The following is a 21,166-nucleotide window of genomic DNA, read 5'->3' on the forward strand; positions in this document are numbered from 1 at the left end:
GCCGTCCGGGTTACGGGACGGCCGATCGGCTCACTTCCAGGGAGTATCCGGCCTACCGGATCGAACCCGTTCGGGTGAAGTCACGGCGCGCCTGACCCGAGGGACGCGCTCCGTGTGCACCCGGTTCCGCCGCCCCCGCAGGGGCGCGGTCAGCAGCCGTCGGCGCCGACCCACTCCTCCTCGCCGTCGGCGAACACCTGGTGCTTCCAGATCGGCACCTCGTGCTTGAGGTCGTCGATCAGCCGGCGGGCGGCCGCGAAGGCCTCGCCGCGGTGGGCGCAGGAGACGGCGACGATCACGGCCTTGTCGGTGATCTCCAACCGGCCCACCCGGTGCACCGCGGCGAGCGCCTTGACCGGGAAGTCGGCGACGACCTTCTCGGCGATCCGGCGCATCTCCTCCTCGGCCGTGGGGTGGCAGCTGTACTCCAGCGCGGCGACCGACTTGCCACCGTCGTGGTCCCGGACCGTCCCGACGAAGACGGTGGTGCCGCCGGCCGCGTCGTCGCCGACCGCCTCGTACACCTCGTCCAGCGAGAGCGGGGTGTCGCGGATGGCGAGCAGGCGGATGGGGTCGTGGTTCTCGGACATGACCCCATGATTGCCCATCCGGGGCCGACCCCGGCAAGGGGCTTCCGCATCACGATTACGAAATTTCGCATCGTGAGAATCCGAGAATCACCGCCGCCCGCCCGACCGGTTCCCCGCCCGCTCCGTACACCACGAGCCCGGACTCAGAGGCGCCGCCGCTTACGGGCCCGGCGCACCAGTGCCGCCGTACCGACCAGCGCCACCGTCGCCCCGGCCGCCCCCAGACTGGTCGCGGCCTCCTTGCCGCCCAGCCGGCGCCCCGCCACCGCGTGCTTGCCGGACACCTGCGCCAGCAGCTCGGCCAGCACCTGCTCGTTGGTGAACCCCGGACGCCAGCCCGCCTCGTACAGCCTGCTGCCGGACACCACCCACGGGTACATCGTGTACGCCAGGTCCCCCGCCGGGGCCGGGGTCAGGCCCAGCCGATGCAGCCGCGCCGCCGTCCCGAGCGCCAGCGCGGCCGGCAGCTCCATCCGCCGGATCCCCGACAGCCGCTCCACGTCCTCCTGCTCCAGCCAGCCGTCGCAGCCGACCGTCACCTCACCCTCGACCAGGCCCAGCGCCGCGTACTCCAGCGCCATCGCCAAGTCGTCGACGTGGCAGAACTGCCAGCACGGACGGGAGCCGGCCACCACCAGCAGCCGGGGCGCCTCGAAGTGCCGGGTCAGCACGGTGTCCACCCCGGGGCCCACCACCACCGCCGGGCGCAGCACCGTCACCTGCAGCCCCGGGTGGGCGCGCGGCGCCCGCCGCGCCAGGCGCTCGATCTCCAGCAGGTCCCCGACCAGCGAGGCCTCCTCGGTCGCCCGCAGCTCGGAGTCCTCGGCCAGCGGCACCTCGTTGTCGGCCAGCGCCCCGTAGACCATCGCCGAGGTGCACAACACCACCCGGTGCACCCCGGCGGCCGCGGCCGCGGTCAGCACCGTCTGCGCGCCGCGCACGTTGTAGGCGCTGCGGGCCCGCGGATCGGACTCCATGCCGAAGTCCATCGCCAGGTGCACCACCACGTCGACCCCGGCCAGCCGCTCGGCCACCGCCGGATCCCGCACGTCCAGCACCCGCCACTGCACGCCCGCGACCTCACCGCGCCGGTCGTCCACCGCCAGCACCCTGCGCACGTGCGGCGAGGCCACCAGCCGGGCGGCGACCCGCTCGCCCAGCGCACCCGCCGCACCGGTGACGGCCACGGTCAACGGCCGCCCCCCGTAGGCTGGAGGCGGCGACACCGTGGTGTCCGGGTCGTCCTCTCCTGCGGTCAGCCCAGAGCGAACGTCCGAAGGCGGGGAACTCACCGGCCATCCTCCACGGTTAGCTTATGTGCGTACGGACGTGTGTCACGTACGTCCATCCTGCCCGAGGCGAAGGCCCGGCGGTGCACCCGGCGCGGGCCTTGCGCGCGGGAGCCGCCCACGAGTCCCCCGCTCCACCGGACCCCCGGGCGGGCAGCACTTCCCGCCACACCCGCATGACGGCCGACCGGATCGAGGACCCCGTGAGCGACCTTCCCTTCGGATTCGGCGTTCCGCCCGAGGAGCCCGAGGACGGCAAGGCCAAGCCCGACGACGCGCAGAAGAAGGAGCAGGGCCAGGAAGGCACCGGCGGCCCGCAGCCGTTCGGCTTCGGAACCGGCAACCCCTTCGGCGCGATGTTCGGCATGCCCGGCACCCCGGGCGGCCCCGGCGGCGCCGGAGCCGACAACCCCTTCGCCGCGATGTTCGGCGGCCTCAACCCCGGCGACCTCGGCGCCGCCTTCCAGCAGCTCGGGCAGATGCTCTCCTTCGAGGGCGGCCCGGTGAACTGGGAACTCGCCCAGAACATCGCCCGGCAGACCGTCGTCGCCGAACCCGCCGAGGGCAAGAGCAAGGACCGCTCGGTCGGCGCCGCCGAACGCGCCGCCGTCGAGGAGGCCGTGCGCCTGGCCGACCTGTGGCTCGACGGCGTCACCGAGTTCCCCTCCGGCGCCGGCACCGCCGTCGCCTGGAGCCGCGCCGAATGGATCGAGGCCACCCTCCCGGTCTGGAAGGACCTCGTCGACCCGGTCGCCGAGCGCGTCGGCACCGCCATGGGCGGCGTCCTGCCCGAGGAGATGCAGGCCATGGCCGGCCCGCTGATGGGCATGATGCGCTCCATGGGCGGCGCCATGTTCGGCACCCAGATCGGCCAGGCGCTCGGCGCCCTGGCCGGCGAGGTCGTCGGCTCCACCGACGTCGGCCTGCCGCTCGCCCCGGCCGGCAAGGCCGCCCTGCTGCCGCAGAACGTCGCCGAGTTCGGCGAGGGCCTGAACGTGCCCGCCGAGGAGGTCCGGCTCTACCTCGCCCTGCGCGAGGCCGCCCACCAGCGGCTCTTCGCCCACGTGCCGTGGCTGCGGGCCCACCTGCTCGGCGCCGTCGAGGCCTACGCCCGCGGCATCAAGGTCGACACCTCCCGCATGGAGGAACTCGTCGGCCAGCTCGACCCGAGCAACCCGGAGGCCCTCCAGGAGGCCCTCGCCGGCGGCCTGCTCCAGCCCGAGGACACCCCCGAGCAGAAGGCCGCGCTCGCCCGCCTGGAGACCGCGCTCGCGCTGGTCGAGGGCTGGGTCGACGCCGTCGTCCACGCCGCCGCCCAACCCCACCTGCCGCAGGCCGGCGCGCTGCGCGAGACCGTCCGCCGCCGCCGCGCCGCCGGCGGGCCCGCCGAGCAGACCTTCGCCACCCTGGTCGGCCTGGAGCTGCGCCCGCGCCGACTGCGCGACGCCGCCCGGCTGTGGGCGCTGCTCGCCGACGCGCGCGGCGTCGAGGGCCGCGACGCGCTCTGGGAGCACCCCGACATGCTGCCCACCGCCGCCGACCTGGACGACCCCGACGCCTTCGTGCACCGCGGCAGCGGCGACCTGGAGGGCGGGTTCGACTTCGACGCCCTCGACAGGCTGCTGGGCGAAGCCGCGGCCGGCAAGCCCGACCTCACCAAGGACGACCAGCCGAAGACCGACGAGAACGGCACCGACGGAAAGGACGAGCCCACCGCATGACGGCCACCGGGACGGGCACGTCCACCCTGCACGCGGACGCCGTCCGCACCCTGACCGACTGGCGGCCCACCGACCAGGACCAGGAACAGCTCCGGCTCGACTACCTCGCGCACCTGGCCGAGCAGCCCGAGGGCCTGTACCGGTCCTGCCTGCCCGCCCACATCACGGCGAGCGCGGCCGTCGTCGACCCGGTCGCCGGACGGGTGCTGCTCACCCTGCACCCCAAGGTCGGCAGATGGCTGCAGATGGGCGGGCACTGCGAGCTCGGCGACGCCGACCTCGCCTCCGCCGCGCTGCGCGAGGCCGTCGAGGAGTCCGGCATCCCCGACCTCACCCTGCTGCGGGAGAACGACTCCCCCGTGCCCGCCAAGCTGGACCGCCACCAGGTCCGCTGCACCGGCAAGGACCGGCCGGAGAACACCCACCTGGACGTCCAGTACATCGCGCTGGCCCCGGCCGGGGCGCAGGCGCTGATCAGCGAGGAGTCGCTGGACCTGCGCTGGTTCGACTACGACCGGCTTCCGGAGCTCACCGACCACTCGGTGCGCGACCTGGTCGCCCGGGCCCGACGGCTGACCGCCTGACCGACTGAGGTGCGACGCGCCAAGGGGGCGCGGGCCGATATGGCCCGCGCCCCCTTTCGTGTCCCGTCCTCATCACCTGTCGCCATCGTCGCCACCCGTCATCCCGTCGTCCGCGTCGTCACCCGCAGGAAGCCGCCGGATCCGGACCGGGTGCACCGTGCCGGGCCCCCGGAATGTGCGGCAGACGGGCGGCGGACACCACGCCCTCCAGGTAACCGCGGGCCCGCTCCGTCCGGGGATAGGCCTCCAGCAGCGCCCAGAACGCCGGACCGTGGTCCGGCACCAGCAGGTGCGCCAGCTCGTGCAGCAGCACGTAGTCCAGCACGTACTCCGGCATGCCCTGCAGCCGGTGGGACAGCCGGATCGTCCCCTCACTGGGGGTGCACGAGCCCCAGCGCGAATTCTGATTGGTCACCCAGCGGACCTGGACGGGCTGGGCACGACCGCCCAGATGGGCCGCCGACAGCTCCCGCGCCCGGGCCATCAGGGCATCGTCCCCGAGGATCCGCCGACGTTCCTGAGCGGCGAGCTTCTCCAGCATCTGTGCGACCCAGCGCTGCTCCTCGGCGTGCGACATCCGAGCCGGAATCAGCACCACGGTGCGATCGCCCTCGCGGTAGGCGGAGACGGTACGACTCCGGCGGGCGCTGCGCCGCACCTCGACCCGGCTGCGGTCGTGTGCCTCCGGGGTCACCAGCCCGGAGGGCGGGTGCTGCGCTCTGGCCTGCTGCTTCTCGTGCTGGCTCTCGCACTGCTTCTCGCGCTGGTCCTCGTCCGGGCGCCCGCGCGTGCTCGGCGCCGCCACCTGCGACCCGGTCGCTGCACGGGCACGCCGACGCGACGCCGATGGATGGGAGTCCCGCTCGGCTGCCATGGCACACGACGTTACCCGGTACCGCTGACAGAAGTCCGGTGCCGTGGCCGAAATCTTTCACGGAGCGATCGGGAACGAAAGACCGACGCGGGGTGTCCGGAAACCGACGTCAGGGCGGATAGCCAGTTATCCACAGGGCTTGCGAACAGATGGTGTGATCATACCCCCGGACCTGTGGATAACTTTCTGCACGCGGTCGGCACGATGGGGCATGCTGCGGTCAGCCGTCCGGAAACGATCGGAAGGGAGATCGTCGTGCGCCTCGTGCTGAAGCCCGCTCTGTCCCGCAGTTGGCGGGACTCCGAGACCCTGCAGTTCGGCACCATCACCCGGTACGCCGGGGTGCTCGGCAACGCCGACAAGACCCTGTGCGAGTTCCTCGAACTGGTCGACGGAACGCGCGACCGACCCGAGCTGCTGTCCGCCGGCGAGCGGATCGGGCTCGGCCGCGAGCCCACCGACACCCTGCTGAGCGAACTGGAGGAAACCGGACTGCTGGACGACGCGGAAGCGACCGACCGGGCGCTCTCCCGCTTCCCCCGGCCCCACCGGGACCTGCTCGGGCCCGACCTCGCCTCCCTGTCCCTGGTCCACTCCGGCCCCGGCGCCGCACCCGCGGTCCTGGCCCGGCGGGCCGAGACCAGGATCGAGGTGCGCGGCGCGGGCCGGGTCGGCGCCGCCGTCGCGGCGGTGCTCGCCGCCGCCGGTACCGGCACCGTCACCGTGGCCGACAGCGGGCGGGTCCAGCCCGGCGACTGCTCGCCCGCAGGGCTGCCGGCCGCGGACGTCGGGCGGCTGCGCGCGACGGTCGCCCGGGAGACGGTGCAGCGGGCCGCGGGCCGTCCACTGATCCCGGTGCCACGACGGAAATCCGACGACCCGCCGCCCAACTTCGTGGTCCTCGCGCCCAGGGACGGCAGCGCCGCCTTCGCGGGCGGAACGTACGAGGCCCGGCTGCTGCTCCGGGCTGGGGTGCCGCACTTGTACGTGGGCGTGGTCGAGGAGTTCGGCATCATCGGGCCGCTGGTGATCCCGGGCAGGTCCGCCTGCGGGCACTGCCTGGTGCTGCGGCGGGAGGACGAGGACGCGGCCTGGCCGCGGGTCCTGGCCCAGCTGGCGGACAACGGCCCCGGCCGGGCCCGCACACCGGCCTGCGACACCGCCCTGGCGACGGCCGTCGCCGGCCTGGCCGCACTCCACGTCCAGGTGTACCTGGACGGCGGTCGGCCACCGAGCGTCGACGGCTGGTGCGAGGTCTCGGCGGGCGACGGGATGCCCCGCCGCCTGCGGCTACGAGGACACCCGGACTGCGGCTGCCTGTGGCAGCCGCTGCCGCCGGGCTGAGGAGGAGAGGGGAGGAACGAGGGACGCACCGGACACAGGCCCGGCGGCTGCGGGGCTCAGCAGCCGCCCGACCTGAGATCCGGGCCGACACGGGTGAAGCGCCCGGCCAGGTGAGCCCATGGCCAGGTGAGCCCATGGCCCGCGCCCCGCCTGGGGCAGGGCGCGGGCCGGGAGAAGCGGGAGCCGCTGTTCCGAGGAGCGGGGCGAGGGCTGGAGGTGGGTGGGCAGGCGGCGGGTGAGGCGGGAGGAGGCGGGTGGGTGGGGGGGGTGGGGGGAGGGGGCGGACCCCCGAAGCGTCAACAATGTGACCAAGGTCACCATTTGCGGGCAATGAGTCTCCACCGGTCCCCCGGTCTCCATTGCACAACCCGAACAAGCCACCAGAGGAGCACCCCATGCGCATCGTGATCAGCGAGTTCATCAGCCTCGACGGCGTCGTACAGGCCCCCGGCGCCCCGCAGGAGGACACCGACGGAGGCTTCGCCCATGGTGGTTGGTCCCACCGGTTCTTCGACCCGGAGACCCTCGGCCCCTTCATCAACGAGGCGATGAGCACCGCCGACGCCCTGCTCTTCGGCCGCCGCACCTGGCAGACCATGGCCGCCGCCTGGCCCGACCGGGCCGGCGACCCGCTCGCCGACCAAATGAACTCGATCAAGAAGTACGTCGTCTCCGACACCCTCGACGAGGCCGACCTCACCTGGGCGAACAGCACCCTCGTCCCTGGCACCGCGGCCGTCGAGTGGGTCCGGCAGCGGCGCGAGGCCGCCGGCGGCGACCTGCTGATCATGGGCAGCCCGACCCTCGTCCGCACCCTCCTGAGCGAGGACCTGGTGGACGAGCTCCGGCTCATGGTGATGCCCGTGCTCCTCGGCGGCGGCAAGTCGCTCTTCCCGACCGACGGCGTGCGGCGCACGCTCGAGCTGGCCTCCACCGCGATCGCCAAGACCGGTGTCCACGTGGCCACTTACCGCCGCGCCGTCGAAGCCGACGCCCCTGGCACCACCGCATGACGCCCGACCCCGCCTGCGCAGGAAGTCGACCCCGCCGACTTCCTGCGCAGGCCGCCCAGAACACCGAGCCTCACCCTGCCTCCCCGCGGCAGACGCCGCGGCGCCGCCCCGCCCGCACCGGCGACCTACCGCAACACCGAGCCCCCCGCCCGCCCCCAGAGTCCTCCCCGGCCCGCCTCACCCTGCGTCCTCCCCGCCGACGGCGCCCGCCGGATCAAGCCGCCCAACTCCCCGCAAAGGGAAGTCACCGCCCGCCGGGCCGCGTGAAATACCGGCGGACGCACTCCGGGAAGCGGGCACAATGGCCTAGTGATGGTGGGCCGTCCGGTGTCGGGGGGCCAGGGGATTGGAGGCCCGGGTGAGCGATCTTCCGCGCAAGGCAGTGACCCGCACGGCACGGCTCGCCGCCCTGCCGCTGGGGATAGCCGGCCGCGCCACGCTCGGGCTGGGCAGGCGCATCGGCGGCCGCTCCGCCGAGGTGGTGACGGCCGAGCTCCAGCAGGCCACCGCGGACCAGCTGTTCAAGGTCCTGGGGGAGCTCAAGGGCGGGGCGATGAAGTTCGGGCAGGTGCTGTCCGTCTTCGAGGCCGCGCTGCCCGAGGAGGTCGCCGGGCCGTACCGGGCCGCGCTCACCAAGCTGCAGGACGCCGCTCCCCCGATGCCCGCCGCCAAGGTGCACACCGCGCTGGCCCAGCGGCTCGGGGACGGGTGGCGCGAGCTGTTCCTGGAGTTCGACGACCGCCCGGCGGCGGCCGCCTCGATCGGCCAGGTGCACCGGGCGGTCTGGCACGACGGCAGACAGGTCGCGGTCAAGGTGCAGTACCCGGGCGCGGGTGACGCACTGCTCGCCGACCTCTCCCAGCTGAGCCGGGTGGCCTGGCTGCTCGGCCCGCTGATCCCCGGGCTGGACATCAAGCCGCTGATCACCGAACTGCGCGAGCGCGTCTCGGAGGAGCTGGACTACGAGCTGGAGGCGCAGGCCCAGCGTCGGCACGCCGAGGAGTTCGCGGGCGACCCGGACATCGTGGTGCCGGTCGTCGTGGCGCAGGCCGACCAGGTGCTGGTCACCGAGTGGATGGACGGCACCCCGCTGGCCGAGGTGATCGCGAACGGCACCCAGGAGGAGCGTGACCGCGCCGGGCAGCTACTGGCCCGGTTCCTGTTCGCCGGTCCGTCCCGGACCGGCCTGCTGCACGCGGACCCGCACCCGGGCAACTTCCGGCTGTTGAAGGACGACGGACCGGTCGGCGGCTGGCGCCTGGGTGTGCTGGACTTCGGCACGGTGGACCGGCTGCCGGGCGGGCTGCCCGCGCCGATCGGGGCCTCGCTGCGGATGGCGTTGGACGGGGACGCGGCGGGCGTGCTGAAGATGCTGCGCGAGGAGGGCTTCGTGAAGCCCTCGATCCAGCTGGACCCGGACGCGGTGCTGGACTACCTGCTGCCGATCATCGAGCCGGCCGCGGTGGACAGCTTCCACTTCACCCGGGCCTGGATGCGAGCCCAGGCGGCCCGGATCGCCGACCCGCGCTCGCCCGCCTACAACCTGGGCAAGCAGCTGAACCTGCCGCCCGCGTACCTGCTGATCCACCGGGTGACGCTGAGCACCATCGGGGTGCTGTGCCAGCTGGGCGCCAAGGCACCGTTCCGCGCCGAGATGCTGGAGTGGCTGCCCGAGTTCTCCAACCGGCCGCGCACGACACCGGTCAAGCCGGTCAAGGCCGCAAACGCGGCCGAGGCGGCCAAGCCCACGCAACGCACCCCGGCAACGGCCAGGAAGGCCACCAAGCCCGCCCGCCCCTGAAGGACGGCGGCAAGGACGACGGCAAGGGCGACCGCAAAGGCGACGACCCCCGACCACAACGGCCGCAGGCCGCTCCCCGCGAACGGGGGGCGGCCTGCGGCACGACGGGGGTCAGTCGGATCAGCGGCGGTCGCGCCTACATCAGCGCGACGGCGAGCGCCTTGCGGGCCCGCATGGAGGCCCGCTCGGCCCGCTGCCGGAGCTTGCGGGCCCGGACGACCCGGCTGACGAGGCGTTGCTCCTCGGCCTCCTGGAGCCTGTCTTGCATATGGGCACGGGCCAGGGATTCATGCAGAAGTTGCATCTCGAGAGTCCTGTTCTGGATCTGAAGTTCGGTGGTCTGCTCGGCGCGGACGGTGGGATCGATGGCGGCGGGGGTCATGTGGTGGTCCTGCTCGTGGTGCGTGCTCGGGAATGGGCGGGTGCTGGCCGCTGAGTCGGCCTTGGCGGCGGCGATCCGTACGGACCGGCGGAGGGCGGTGTCCAGCGGGGGCTGCTCTCCCCGGCGGACGGCCCTGACGTGGTCGGCGGGGTTCACGCCATGACCTCGGTCTTGCGCGGACGGCCACGCGGCCGCTTGCGGGCCACGACGACGCCCTGGACGAACAGCTCGCCGCCCCAGACGCCCCACGGCTCGCGGCGCTCGAGGGCGCCGGCCAGGCAGGCCTCCTTCACCGGGCAGGTGCCGCAGAGGGACTTCGCGTACTCGACGTCGGCGGGCGTCTCGGCGAAGAAGACCTCGGGGTCGAAGGCGCGGCAGGGGATGGGGAGACCGAGCGCCTCGGCCTGCTCGATCGAGTTGAGCTGCATGAACGGAACCTCCGGGGGGTCGGCCTGGTCGGCCTTGGTGATCTGGCTTGTCGGCGGTACGGACGGGATGGGCGGCGTGATGACCGTGGACACTGTTGGCGTCTTCCTCGTCTTCTCAGTGGTTCCGGCCCAGTGGACTGGTGGTCTGGGCCGGAGGCCCCGGGGGGCCTGGGTGGTCTTGCGTACCGGACAAAACAGAAGGGCCGCGGATCCCGGTGTGACGGGTTCCGCGGCCCTGGAGGCGCCGACCTGAGGCTGACTCAGGTTCGTTCTCTCCAGGGTTCAGGCCCGCGGAAGGCCCGCATCCGGATGGCCTTGGCGCCGATGAAGGCGGCCGCGGCCTGGTTGATCTGCTGCTCGTTCTGCTTCTGGGCGTTTCCGGCACCGATGACCTGCGCATAGCCGCCATGCATGGCGGCGGCTACGGCCGCCTTCGGTGCCTGGGTCGGTCGCTCATCGCACTCGGGACGCGAAAAGCCGACCGAGGCCCAGTCACGGGACAGACCGGTCTCGACAACGGTGCCTTCGACACTCCTGCCGCCCGTGAGGCAAAGATCAGTGTGTCCAAGACCACTGACAACGGAGGCAACGGAGGCGACGGAGACACCGGTGGCGTCGAGACCCAGACCGGTTCCACCGAGCTCGGCGAGCGCCCGCAGACGGGCGGCACGCAGGGAGGCAGCGACAACGGTCTGGCCAGTCATTTTGGTGATCATGATGTTTCCCACTGTCTTCGCCTCCTCTCGGCGTCTCGCGGAGCCTGGTTCCCCTGGCTCCGAATGTTCGGATGTCTGTCTCGGTAAAGCTGTGGGGCGAGGGGAATCAGCACAGGTTTCACCCCGTGCGACCGCGTCCCCTTGACCGCTCCGGCAGGCTATTGCGCTCCCGGTATGCCGCGCAAACTATTTTTCACGCGAGTTCACGCGACGCCATCGACGGCACGATCCGCGCGGTGTTCCGCGGCAGTCCGCGCGGCGTTCCGCAGCGGTCGCCGCGACGTCCCGCGGCGCTCGCCACGACCGTCCGCGGCGGTTGCGAAGTCCCCCGAGCAGTCCCCTGGACCGCGCCCGCGCCGGCTCACGCCGGATCGACCGGACCGTCGTCCTCGACGCCGTCCGGATCCTCCTCGGGCTCCTCCCCCGCGCACAAAGAGAGCACGGCAGCCCCGTACTTGTCCAGCTTCATGGCGCCGACCCCCGAGATCAGGGACAGTTCCCGGTGGCCGGCGGGCACGTCCTCGGCGATCGCCATCAGCGTCGCGTCGGTGAACACCACGTACGCCGGGACGCCCTGCTCCTTCGCCACCCGGGACCGCCACTCGCGCAGCCGCTCGTACAGCGCCTCGTCCATCGTGGACGGGCAGTCCTCGCAGCGGCGCAGCTTGCGTTCGACGGCGTCGGTGAGCGGCTTGTCGCAGACCCGGCACTTGACCGGGCCGCGGACCCGCCGGGCGGCCGAGCGCTCGCCGGGTTCGACGCTCCCCCGCCCGCCGCGCGCGCCGGTGCGTGCGCCCGGGGCGGTGGAGCCGGGGCGCAGCCCGTCCATGAAGCGGCTGGGCTTGCGGGAAGCGCGGCCGCCCGGGGAGCGGGAGAGGGCCCAGGAGAGGCTGAGGTGTTTGCGGGCGCGGGTGACGCCGACGTAGAGGAGGCGGCGTTCCTCCTCGATCTGTTCGTCGGTCTTGGCGTAGATGATCGGCAGGGTGCCCTCGGTGAGGCCGACGAGGAAGACGGCGTCCCATTCGAGGCCCTTGGCGGCGTGCAGGGAGGCGAGGGTGACGCCTTCGACGGCGGGGGCGTGCTGGGCGGCGGCGCGGGCGTCGAGTTCGGCGACGTACGCGGCGAGGTCGGTGGTCAGGCCGTCGGCGGTGCGGGTGCGCTCGAACTCCTCGGCGAGGCGGACGAGGGCGGCGAGGGATTCCCAGCGGTCGCGGACGGCACCGGAGCCGGCGGGCGGTTCGGGGGTGAAGCCGCGGCTGGCGAGGACGGCGCGGACCTGGCCGGCGAGGTCGGGGGCGCCGGCGGTGAGCGGGTCGGCGGCGGCGCGGGCGGCGCCGCGCAGCAGGACGCCGGCGTCGCGGACCTCGGGGCGTTCGAAGAACCGTTCGGCGCCCTTGAGCTGGTAGGGGACGCCGAGGTCGGCGAGGGCCTGTTCGTAGACCTCGGACTGGCCGTTGGTGCGGAACAGGACGGCGATCTCGCTGGCGCGCACGCCGGTGGCGAGCAGGTCCTTGATCCGGCGGGCGGTGGTCTCGGCCTCGGTGGGTTCGTCGTCGTACTCGGTGTAGACGGGTTCGGGGCCGGCCTCGCGCTGGGAGACGAGTTCGAGGCGGTGGCGGGCGGCCTCGCCGCGGGCCTGGGCGAGCAGTCCGTTGGCGAGGTGGACGACCTGGGGGGTGGAGCGGTAGTCGCGGACGAGTTTGACGACGGTCGCCTCGGGGTGGCGGCTGCGGAAGTTCAGCAGGTAGTCGGGGGTGGCACCGGTGAAGGAGTAGATGGTCTGGCTGGCGTCGCCGACGACGCAGAGGCTGGCGCCGCCGCCGGGGCCGGTCCACTGGTCGAGGAGGCGTTGCTGGAGCGGGGAGACGTCCTGGTACTCGTCGACGGTGAAGTGCCGGTACTGGTTGCGGACCTGGTCGGCGATGTCGGGGCGGTCCTCGAGGATGGCGGCGGTGAGCAGCAGGACGTCCTCGAAGTCGATGCTGCCGCGGCGGGTCTTGGTCTCCTCGTAGACGCGGTAGACCTGGGCGGTCTCGGCGGGGTCGCGGGGGGCTTCGCGGCCGGACTTGGCGACGGCGGCGGGGTAGTCCTCGGGGGCGGTCTGGGTGACCTTGGCCCATTCGATCTCGGCGGTGAGGTCTCGCAGTTCGGTGCGCTGGACGCGCAGTCCGCAGCGGCCGGCGGCTTCGGCGACGAGCTGGACCTTGCGTTCGAGGAGCTGGGGCACCGGGCCGCCGACGGCGCGGGGCCAGAAGTACTGGAGCTGGCGCAGGGCGGCGGCGTGGAAGGTGCGGGCCTGGACGCCGTCGGCGCCGAGCTGGCGCAGTCGGCCGCGCATCTCGCCGGCGGCGCGGGCGGTGAAGGTGACGGCGAGGACCTGCGCGGGTTGGTAGACGCCGCTGCGCACGCCGTAGGCGATGCGGTGGGTGATGGCGCGGGTCTTGCCGGTGCCGGCGCCGGCGAGGACGCAGACGGGTCCGTGCAGGGCGGTGGCGACGGCGCGCTGTTCGGGGTCGAGCCCGGCGAGCACGGCGTCGGGGCCCGTGGCGGCGCCGGGGTCGGCCCAGGGGGAGCCGTGGGGGCCGTCGTACGGGCTGCCGCTCAAGAGGTCTTCCTGCATGCGTTCCATCCTCTCAGCCCGGTGGGACAACGGGGGCGGGGTTGTCCACAGGCCCGGTGTGATCGCAGGATGATCGCTGCGCATGTCCCGGGTGCGGTGGCCGGAATGCCCGCCGTCCGGTGGACGTTGCGGCTGTGAGACCGTACGAACCCCTCTTTCGAAGGAGCCCCCTCGATGTCCGGCAGCGTGACGATGTACAGCACGACCTGGTGTGGGTACTGCAACCGGCTCAAGAGCCAGCTGGACCGTGAAGGCATCGGTTACACCGAGATCAACATCGAGGAGGACCCGGCGTCGGCGGCCTTCGTGGAGTCGGTGAACGACGGCAACCAGACGGTGCCGACGGTGCTGGTCGAGCCGGTGGGCGGCGGCGAGCGGGTCGTGATGACGAACCCGAGCCTGATCCAGGTCAAGAAGGCCCTGGCCGCCTGACCGGGCGTCGGGAGGTCCGCCCGGGGGCGGCGCGCGTCACGGCGCGTCGGCCCGGGCGGGGTCGACGGGGGTGGCGGGGGCGGGCAGGGTGGTGCGCGCGCCGAGGTCGCCGATGCCGTAGACGAGCCGGCTGCGGTCGGCCGAGTAGCGGGTCTCGATGACCCGGACGGGGCCGCGCCGGTCGTAGGTGACGCGGGTCTGGACCATGAGCGGGACGCCGGGGCCGCCCTGGAACCACTGGGCTTCCTCGGGGCCGGGCATCCGGGCGACGAGGTGGTCGACGGCGCCGATCTCGGTGCGGCCGAGGGCGGCGAGGACGGCTTCGTCGCCGCCTTCGACGGGGTCGGGTTCCATCAGCGGGGTGCCGGCGGCGAGCCCGGCCCGGTAGTGGCTCTCCTCGATGGAGTACGGCTCGCGGTCGAGCAGGCGCAGCTGGCGGCGGACGACGATGGCCTCGCCGGGGCGCAGTCCGAGGCGTTCGGCGATGTCGACGCGGGCCCGGACGATCATCATCTCGAAGTCGGTGCTGAGTTCGCGCCCGGCTTCGGCGGCTTCGCCGAGGTAGACGGCGGAGGGTGCGGCGAGGCAGTCGCGGGGCGCGGGGGGCAGGGTGGGTCCGTAGGCGCGGTGGTCGAGCACGGGGTGTTCGCGCAGGTAGGTGCCCTTGCCCTGGAGGCGGACGAGGCGGCCTTCGTTGACCAGGACGTCGACGGCGAGCCGGACGGTGTTGCGGGCGACGCCGTACTGGCGTTCCAGTTCGCTCTCGACCGGCAGGGCGGCGTCGGCGGTGAACTCGCCCTCGGCGATCCGGCGGCGCAGGTCGGCGGCGAGGCGCTGGTATTTGGGGGATTGGGCGGTGCCCCGGGGAATTGTCACCCGAGTGAATGTAGCGAGCGCGGTGACGCGGTTTCAGCCGTTTCCGGCAATGTCGTCCGCGCGGGTTGACGGCGGGGACACTGGAGCACCCGACGGTAGCAGAACTGGCCCGTCCGGCCACGAACAGCCGGTCGTGGCGGATTCGGGAAGGGTTGGGAAAGGAAATCGGGGGCGCGCGGCATAAGCCACGCGCCCCCCATGGGCGCGGAAGTGCACGGCAGCGCCCGGGATTTCGTACCGGATTACCAGCGCGCCGCCGCGGGCAGCGGTTCGCCGTACCAGAGTTCGACCAGGTGACGGGCGATCGAGATGCCGGAGGGCGGCAGGATCTCGCCGGCCTCCATCCCGGCGCGCAGCTCCTCGCGGGAGAACCAGCGCGCCTCGGCCAGTTCCTCGCCGTCCACGGTGATCTCGGTGCCGCCGGGCAGGGCCCTGCCCATGAAGCCGAGCATCAGGCTGGACGGGAACGGCCAGGGCTGGCTGGCGACGTAGCGGACCTCGCCGACCCGCACCCCCGCCTCCTCCTGGACCTCGCGGGCCACCGCCTGCTCGATGGACTCCCCCGGCTCGACGAAGCCGGCCAGCGTGGACCAGCGGCCCTCCGGCCACAGCGCCTGGCGGCCGAGCAGGCAGCGGTCCTGCTCGTCGGTGATCACCATGATCACCGCCGGGTCGGTGCGCGGGTAGTGCTCGGCCGCGCAGGAGGTGCAGCGCCGCACGTGCCCGGCGCCGGCCTTCTCGGTCGGGTGGCCGCAGCGCGAGCAGAAGCTGTGCAGCCGGTGCCAGTGCTCCAGGGCGACGGCGTGCACCAGCAGGCCGGCGTCGCGGTCGGACAGCAGCGCGCCGACCTCGCGCAGCCCGGCCGGGCGGGCGTCGCCGTCCAGTCGGCCGGGCAGGCTCTCGCCGGCCAGCGCGAAGTAGGAGACGCCGTCCTCGTCGGTGCCGAGGAAGTAGCGGTCCCCGGTCTGCGGCGCCTCGAAGGAGGGCAGCAGGACGAGTTCGGTGCCCTGCGCGGTGTCGACGACGAAGGCCTCGCCGCCGGCGATCGGCAGCACCCGGGTGGTGGGGTGGCTCCAGGCGGCCGCCAGCCAGGGCTCGTCGAACCGGTGCTCGGCGGCCCGGTCCACCCCTGCCCTGGCCAGGGCCAGGGCCAGCGGGCGCTCGGTCTCAGGCACGGTGCTCACTTCGTTCCATCCCCACGTGGTGAATCATCCGGATGAGTGATCTGACTGCGATGGTGCGCGAACGGGCTCTCATACGGGCCTGCAGCGAGCGAGCTCACGCGCCGGGCCGGAAGTTCTCGGCCAGGTCGCCCCACAGGTAGGCGGCGGTCTCGACGCCCTTGGCCAGCAGGTCCAGCTCGACCTTCTCGTTGACCGAGTGCCAGCCGTCCGAGGGCACCGAGATGCCGAGGAACAGCACCGGCGCGCCCAGCACGTCCTGCAGGTCGGCCGCGGGGCCCGAGCCGCCCTCGCGGGTGAAGAGGATCTTCTGCCCGAAGGCGCGGCCCATGGCGCGGACGGTGGACTGCAGCGCCGGGTGGTCGAGCGGGGTCAGGCAGGGCCGGGTCGCGCCCGGGAAGACCAGCTCGTACCGGATGCCCTCGGGCACCCGCTCGGCGACCCAGGCCCGGACCGCCTCGCGGACCTTCTCCACCTCCATGCCGGCGACCAGCCGGAAGGACAGCTTGAGGTGGGCCGAGGACGGCACGATGGTCTTGCCGCCGGGGCCGGTGTAGCCGCCCCAGATGCCGTTGACCTCGGCGGTCGGGCGGGCCCAGACCCGCTCCAGGGTGGTGTACCCGGCCTCGCCGCGGGTGCCGTACGACTTGGCGACGCGCAGCCACTGCGCCTCGTCGAAGGGCAGTTCGGCGAACAGCTCGCGCTCGCGCTCGGTCAGTTCCACGATCCCGTCGTAGAAGCCCGGGATCGCGACCCTGCGGTCGTCGTCGTGCAGGGCGGCGGCCAGTTCCGCCGCGACCTGGGCCGGGTTGGGGACGGCGCCGCCGAAGGAGCCGGAGTGGATGTCGGTGTCCGGCCCGTACAGGTCGAGCTGGGCGTCCGCGAGGCCGCGCATGCCGGTGCACACGGTCGGGGTGGTCTCGGACCACATGCCGGTGTCGGAGATGACCACCACGTCGGCGGCCAGCCGCTCGGCCTCGCGCCGGACCAGGTCGGCGAAGTGCGGCGAGCCGGACTCCTCCTCGCCCTCGATCAGCAGCTTGAGGTTGACGGCCGGCGCGCTGCGGCCGGTGGCGGCCAGGTGGGCGCGCACGCCCAGGGTGTGGAAGAACACCTGGCCCTTGTCGTCGGCCGCGCCGCGCGCGTACAGCCGCTCGCCGATCACGGTCGGGGTGAACGGCTCGGTGTCCCAACCGTCCTCCTTGGCGGCGGGCTGCACGTCGTGGTGCCCGTAGACCAGGACGGTCGGCGCGGACGGGTCCCCGGACGGCCACTCGGCGAACACCGCCGGCAGCCCGTCGGTCTCCCACACCTCGGCGACCGGGAAGCCGGTCCCGCTCAGCTTCGCGGCCAGCCACTCGGCGGAGCGGCGCACGTCGCCGGCGCGCTCGGGGTCGGCGGAGACCGAGGGGATGGCCAGCCACTCGGAGAGGTCGGCGAGGAAGGCGTCCTGGTGCTGGTCGATGTAGGAGCGGACGGCGCTGTCCGGAGTTCTCGTCATACCGACGACTGTAGTTCGCCCGTGTGAGTGCCAGCCCCGGCCCTCCGGGTGCCGGACCCCGTCGGGGCTGTAACCTCCGTCACCCCCGCCGCGACGGTCGCGCGGACGGGGGCGACGGACCAGGCCATCGGACCGGGCCGCCGGCCTCAGCCCGTGCGGCGCAGCAGCGAGATCCGCGAGCGGGTGAGCAGCGCGGCCAGGCCCGCCGCGAGCAGCGGCAGCACCACGACGGTGGCGCCGATGGTGGGCCAGGGCAGGACCACGGACGACCTGTCGGCGAGTTCCTCGGGGCTGATGCCGGGGTAGTCGGCCGCGAGGCCCTGGACCTTGCGCAGGGCGACGGCCGGCAGCACGCCGCAGACGGCGCCGAGCAGGGTGCCCATGGCGGCGATCACTCCGCACTGGAAGCCGGACAGCGAGCGCCGGATGCGGGGTTCGGCGCCGACCGCGGCGAGGGTGGTCAGGTCGCGCTGGGAGTCGGCGGCGGCCAGTCCGGTGGCGATGCCGGCCGCGCCGAGGGCGACGAGGGCGGCGAAGCCGGCCAGGCCGAGGCCGATGAGTCCGGCCTTGGACTGGTAGCCGCGCTCGATCTCGAGGACGGTGTGGTCGGTGAGCTTGGCGAGGGCGCCGTCGGCCTTCTGCTGGTCGCCGTCGGAGGGCGCGGCCTGGGGCAGCCAGACCGAGCCGGCGGGCCTGGTGGTGAAGCCGAGCCGGGTGGCCGCGTCCGGGGTGAGCACGATCTGGCCGGGGGCCGGCAGCGCGGCGGGGGCGAGGACGGCGTCGATGGCGGTCTCGGTGGTCCTGGGCTTGGTGGGCGTGCCGTCGGTGGCCGTGGTCACCGGCTCGCTGTAGCGCAGGACGACCTTGCCGTCCTTGTAGTAGCGCGGGTCGAAGACCACGGCCTTGCCGGCGGTGAGGGCCTGGCCGGCGGCCGGGTCGGTGACGCCGTACAGGTTGCGCAGCAGGGTGGCGTCGCCGGCCGTGACGGAGCCGTAGTGGCTGCCGCGGCGGTCGTGGACCTGGCAGCGCGGGTCGGTGCTCATCACCTGCTTGATCTCGTCGGGTCCGGCCGGGGAGTCGCGGTCGAAGACCGGGCAGCGCCGTTCCTTGGGCGGCATGACCTGGATGTAGCCGCAGGAGTCGCCGTTCTGGCAGTCGCCCTTGTAGTCGACCTGGGAGACGTCGGCGCGCGGGCCGAGGGCGGGGATGCTGCGTTCCACGCTGTCGCGCATCTGCGGCAGCAGTTTGGTCTCGGTGGCGTTGCCGTAGCCGGTGCCGAGCATGACGGCGCCGGAGGGGCCGGCGGCGACGTACTCGCGGCGGTACTGGTCGTCGTAGCTGGCGAGGTAGACGTTGACGGCGACGGAGCCGGCGACGGCGGCCATCACGGCGGCGACGGCGGGCGCGGTGCGGCCGCGGTGGCGGACGGAGTCGCGCAGGGCGAGCCGGGGGCCGAGCGAGAGCCAGCGGCCGAGCTTGCCGAACAGGCCGACCAGGTACGGGGTGAGGGCGACCATGCCGAGTTCGGCGAGGAGCGAGCCGCCGAGGACGGCGAGGGTGCGGCTGGAGAAGCCGCTGGTCGCTCCGACCAAGGCGAGGGCGGCGCCGGCGAGGAGCATCAGCAGGCCGAGCAGGGCGAGTTTGCGGCTCGGGGGCTTGAGCGAGTCGCGGCCGGTGAGGGCGGAGACGACGTCCTGGCGGGAGGCCTGGACGGCGGGCACGATGGCGGCGAGCAGTCCGGTGACGAGGCCGACCAGGAGCACGGCGAGCAGGTCGAGCGGCTGGAGGTTGAAGTGGCCGAAGCGGGCGCCGGAGTAGTCCTCGGCCCGGGTGCGCAGCAGGGCGACCAGGCCGACGCCGAGGCCGAGTCCGATGGCGGCGCCGGTGAGGCCGAGGACGATGCCGCCGCCGAGGACGACCGCGCGGACGTTGGCGCGGTCACCGCCCGCGGCGGCGAGCAGGCCGAGCTGGCGCCGGGAGCGGCGGGCCCCGACGGCGAAGGCGGGGCCGGCGAGGAGGACGATCTCCAGCAGGGCCATGCCGACGACGGTGGCGAGGATGACGACGGCGGTGCGGTCGAGGAGCGCGGTGCCGCTGGCGCGGGTGATCCGGTCCATTTCGACGTAGTAGGGGACGTCGGCGCGGGCCGGCGGGTCGAGCATGACGGTGCGGGAGGCCAGGACGAAGCCGTAGCCGTTGAGTTCGGTGACCTTGGCCCAGTCGAGGGTGGCGCCGGCGGGGAGCTTGACCAGCCAGCGGGTGGCGGAGGCGGCGTCGTGGCCGGTGGTCTCGGGGAGCTTTCCGATCAGGGTGCCGGGGCGGGCGATGAGTTCGGTGCCCTTGAGGTCGCCGGGGTGCTCGACGACGGCGGTGATGGTGAAGGGGCTGGCTTCCAGGCCGCGGACGGTGGTGCGGTCGCCGATCCTGAGGCCGGAGCGGTTGAGGAACGCCCTTGTGACGGCGACCTGTCGGTCGTCGACGGGGGCGCTGCCCTCGACCAGGTCGATCCGGCCGTGCCAGATGGGGTCGGTGAGGTCGGCTTCGCTGGTGCGGGTGGTGAGCAGGCCCTCGGTGCTGCTGGCCGCGGTGTCCGGGCCCTGGCTCTCGGGCACCAGGGTGCTGCCGGGTGGCAGCAACTGCTGGGCGAGTCGGGCGGGTTCGGTGTCGCGGGAGCGCTGCTGGGCGGGGGTGTACTGGGGGGCGGCGCCGTCCTTGACCTCGTACTTGGGGTTGAGGACCAGGTACGACTGGTCGCTCGGGTCGGGGGCCTGTTTGACGGAGCCGCCGCGTTCGACCATCTCCAGTTGGCCGTCGGCCCGGCCCATGGTCCGGACGACCTTCTCGGCGGGTTCGAGGGTGGCGCTGCGGAAGAACACGTCGGCGCCGGTGACGCCGAGGACGGGCAGCGCCACCATGGCGATCACCAGGGCGCTGCGGCCCTTGGCGCGCAGGGCGTCGCGGCGGGCGATGCGCAGGGCGAGCCGCCAGGCGCCGGGCTTCACTCGTCCCCCTGCTTGCTGTTGGCGGCGGCGCTGACGAGCAGGCTGGCGGCGTCCTGGCTGACGGATTCGTCGACCATGCGGCCGTCGCGCAGGAAGACGACCCGGTCGGCCCAGGCGGCGTGCCGGGCTTCGTGGGTGACCATCATGGCGGCGGCGCCGGCGTCGCAGCGGGCGCGCAGGACGGCGAGGACGGCTTCGCCGGTGGTGGAGTCGAGGGCGCCGGTGGGTTCGTCGGCGAGGACGAGGCGGCGGTCGCCGATCAGGGCGCGGGCGATGGCGACGCGCTGCTGCTGGCCGCCGGACATGTCGTCGGGGAAGCGGTCGGCGAGTTCGGGGATGCCGAGTTCCTCCAGGGCGGCGAGGGCCTCGCGGCGGGCGGCGCGGGCGGACAGGCCGTCGAGTTCGCGCGGCAGCGAGATGTTCTCGGCGGCGGTGAGGGCCGGTATCAGGTTGTAGTCCTGGAAGACGTAGCCGACGGAGCGGCGGCGGACCTGGGCGAGCTTCTTGCGGGTGAGGGTGCCGAGGGCGACGCCTTCGACCAGGACCTGGCCGGTGGTCGGGGTGTCGAGGCCGCCGGCGAGGGTGAGCAGGGTCGACTTGCCGGAGCCGGAGGGGCCCATGACGGCGACGAACTCGCCGGGGTGGACCTTGAGGTCGACGCCGCGCAGGGCCTGGACCTCGGCGGCGCCCTGGCCGTGGACGCGGGTGACGTCCTCCAGGTGCAGCACCGGCGCCTGCCGGGACTGGTCGGTGTGGGACACGGTTCCCCCCTTGTACTGGGTACGGGCCAGGCGTTCGGGGCGCCGGCCGTG

18 protein-coding genes are annotated in these 21,166 nt (G+C 73.5%); 6 read left to right on the top strand and 12 right to left on the bottom strand.

Annotation, left to right across the window (positions count from 1 at the left end):
• Positions 1-149 precede the first annotated feature (149 nt).
• The gene (locus ACWCYO_RS15750; RefSeq protein ID WP_270144294.1) at positions 150-590 is read right to left on the bottom strand and encodes a molybdenum cofactor biosynthesis protein MoaE; all 441 of its coding nucleotides are present in this window, start codon (positions 588-590) and stop codon (positions 150-152) included.
• Between the two features lie 143 nt (positions 591-733).
• Entirely contained in the window at positions 734-1,882 is a 1,149-nt protein-coding gene (locus ACWCYO_RS15755; RefSeq protein ID WP_405000651.1) for an NAD-dependent epimerase/dehydratase family protein, read from the bottom strand.
• 200 nt (positions 1,883-2,082) lie between these two features.
• On the opposite strand from ACWCYO_RS15755, the gene ACWCYO_RS15760 reads away from it, so the two are divergent.
• A complete protein-coding gene (locus ACWCYO_RS15760; RefSeq protein WP_270144296.1) occupies positions 2,083-3,600 on the top strand; it encodes a zinc-dependent metalloprotease in 1,518 nt (505 codons plus the stop codon).
• Entirely contained in the window at positions 3,597-4,184 is a 588-nt protein-coding gene (locus ACWCYO_RS15765) for an NUDIX hydrolase (protein ID WP_270144297.1), read from the top strand. Before ACWCYO_RS15760 ends, ACWCYO_RS15765 begins: the two co-directional genes overlap by 4 nt.
• Positions 4,185-4,302: 118 nt before the next feature.
• On the opposite strand, the gene ACWCYO_RS15770 is transcribed toward ACWCYO_RS15765, so the two are convergent.
• Positions 4,303-4,989 (bottom strand): M48 metallopeptidase family protein, encoded by a 687-nt coding sequence (locus ACWCYO_RS15770; protein ID WP_405000652.1) that lies wholly within the window; start codon positions 4,987-4,989, stop codon positions 4,303-4,305.
• A gap of 324 nt (positions 4,990-5,313) precedes the next feature.
• Here ACWCYO_RS15770 and ACWCYO_RS15775 point away from each other — a divergent pair, with 324 nt between their 5' ends.
• The 3 genes from ACWCYO_RS15775 to ACWCYO_RS15785 all read left to right on the top strand — a co-directional run bounded on the left by ACWCYO_RS15775 (position 5,314) and on the right by ACWCYO_RS15785 (position 9,216).
• Positions 5,314-6,402 (top strand): TOMM precursor leader peptide-binding protein, encoded by a 1,089-nt coding sequence (locus ACWCYO_RS15775; protein ID WP_270144299.1) that lies wholly within the window; start codon positions 5,314-5,316, stop codon positions 6,400-6,402.
• Between the two features lie 395 nt (positions 6,403-6,797).
• Positions 6,798-7,415, top strand: a complete 618-nt coding sequence (locus ACWCYO_RS15780; protein ID WP_449784526.1) for a dihydrofolate reductase family protein — start codon at positions 6,798-6,800, stop codon at positions 7,413-7,415.
• 358 nt (positions 7,416-7,773) lie between these two features.
• Positions 7,774-9,216: an ABC1 kinase family protein gene (locus ACWCYO_RS15785; protein WP_449784527.1), complete on the top strand. Its 1,443-nt coding sequence runs from the start codon at positions 7,774-7,776 to the stop codon at positions 9,214-9,216.
• A 136-nt stretch (positions 9,217-9,352) separates the two neighbouring features.
• Here the strand turns inward: ACWCYO_RS15785 and ACWCYO_RS15790 are convergent, their stop codons facing one another.
• The 4 genes from ACWCYO_RS15790 to ACWCYO_RS15805 all read right to left on the bottom strand — a co-directional run bounded on the left by ACWCYO_RS15790 (position 9,353) and on the right by ACWCYO_RS15805 (position 13,272).
• Positions 9,353-9,598: a hypothetical protein gene (locus ACWCYO_RS15790; RefSeq protein ID WP_270151012.1), complete on the bottom strand. Its 246-nt coding sequence runs from the start codon at positions 9,596-9,598 to the stop codon at positions 9,353-9,355.
• A 152-nt stretch (positions 9,599-9,750) separates the two neighbouring features.
• Entirely contained in the window at positions 9,751-10,119 is a 369-nt protein-coding gene (locus tag ACWCYO_RS15795) for a WhiB family transcriptional regulator (RefSeq protein WP_370863281.1), read from the bottom strand.
• Positions 10,120-10,286: 167 nt separating this feature from the next.
• Entirely contained in the window at positions 10,287-10,754 is a 468-nt protein-coding gene (locus ACWCYO_RS15800; protein ID WP_270144305.1) for a hypothetical protein, read from the bottom strand.
• Positions 10,755-11,103: 349 nt separating this feature from the next.
• On the bottom strand, positions 11,104-13,272 hold the full coding sequence (locus ACWCYO_RS15805) for an ATP-dependent DNA helicase UvrD2 (protein WP_449784535.1): 2,169 nt from the start codon (positions 13,270-13,272) through the stop codon (positions 11,104-11,106).
• Between the two features lie 264 nt (positions 13,273-13,536).
• On the opposite strand from ACWCYO_RS15805, the gene ACWCYO_RS15810 reads away from it, so the two are divergent.
• Entirely contained in the window at positions 13,537-13,794 is a 258-nt protein-coding gene (locus ACWCYO_RS15810; RefSeq protein WP_270144307.1) for a mycoredoxin, read from the top strand.
• A 36-nt stretch (positions 13,795-13,830) separates the two neighbouring features.
• Here ACWCYO_RS15810 and ACWCYO_RS15815 read toward each other — a convergent pair whose 3' ends face one another.
• The 5 genes from ACWCYO_RS15815 to ACWCYO_RS15835 all read right to left on the bottom strand — a co-directional run bounded on the left by ACWCYO_RS15815 (position 13,831) and on the right by ACWCYO_RS15835 (position 21,115).
• On the bottom strand, positions 13,831-14,670 hold the full coding sequence (locus tag ACWCYO_RS15815) for a GntR family transcriptional regulator (protein WP_270144309.1): 840 nt from the start codon (positions 14,668-14,670) through the stop codon (positions 13,831-13,833).
• 242 nt (positions 14,671-14,912) lie between these two features.
• Positions 14,913-15,854, bottom strand: a complete 942-nt coding sequence (gene nudC, locus ACWCYO_RS15820; protein ID WP_270144311.1) for an NAD(+) diphosphatase — start codon at positions 15,852-15,854, stop codon at positions 14,913-14,915.
• Positions 15,855-15,948: 94 nt separating this feature from the next.
• Positions 15,949-17,352 (bottom strand): dipeptidase, encoded by a 1,404-nt coding sequence (locus tag ACWCYO_RS15825; RefSeq protein WP_449784528.1) that lies wholly within the window; start codon positions 17,350-17,352, stop codon positions 15,949-15,951.
• Between the two features lie 146 nt (positions 17,353-17,498).
• The gene (locus ACWCYO_RS15830; protein WP_449784529.1) at positions 17,499-20,354 is read right to left on the bottom strand and encodes an FtsX-like permease family protein; all 2,856 of its coding nucleotides are present in this window, start codon (positions 20,352-20,354) and stop codon (positions 17,499-17,501) included.
• Complete coding sequence (locus ACWCYO_RS15835) at positions 20,351-21,115, bottom strand: ABC transporter ATP-binding protein (protein WP_270144316.1); 765 nt, start codon at positions 21,113-21,115, stop codon at positions 20,351-20,353. The genes ACWCYO_RS15830 and ACWCYO_RS15835 overlap by 4 nt, the downstream gene beginning before the upstream one ends.
• Between the last annotated feature and the right edge of the window lie 51 nt (positions 21,116-21,166).

It is taken from the genome of Kitasatospora sp. NPDC001683, assembly GCF_053596495.1.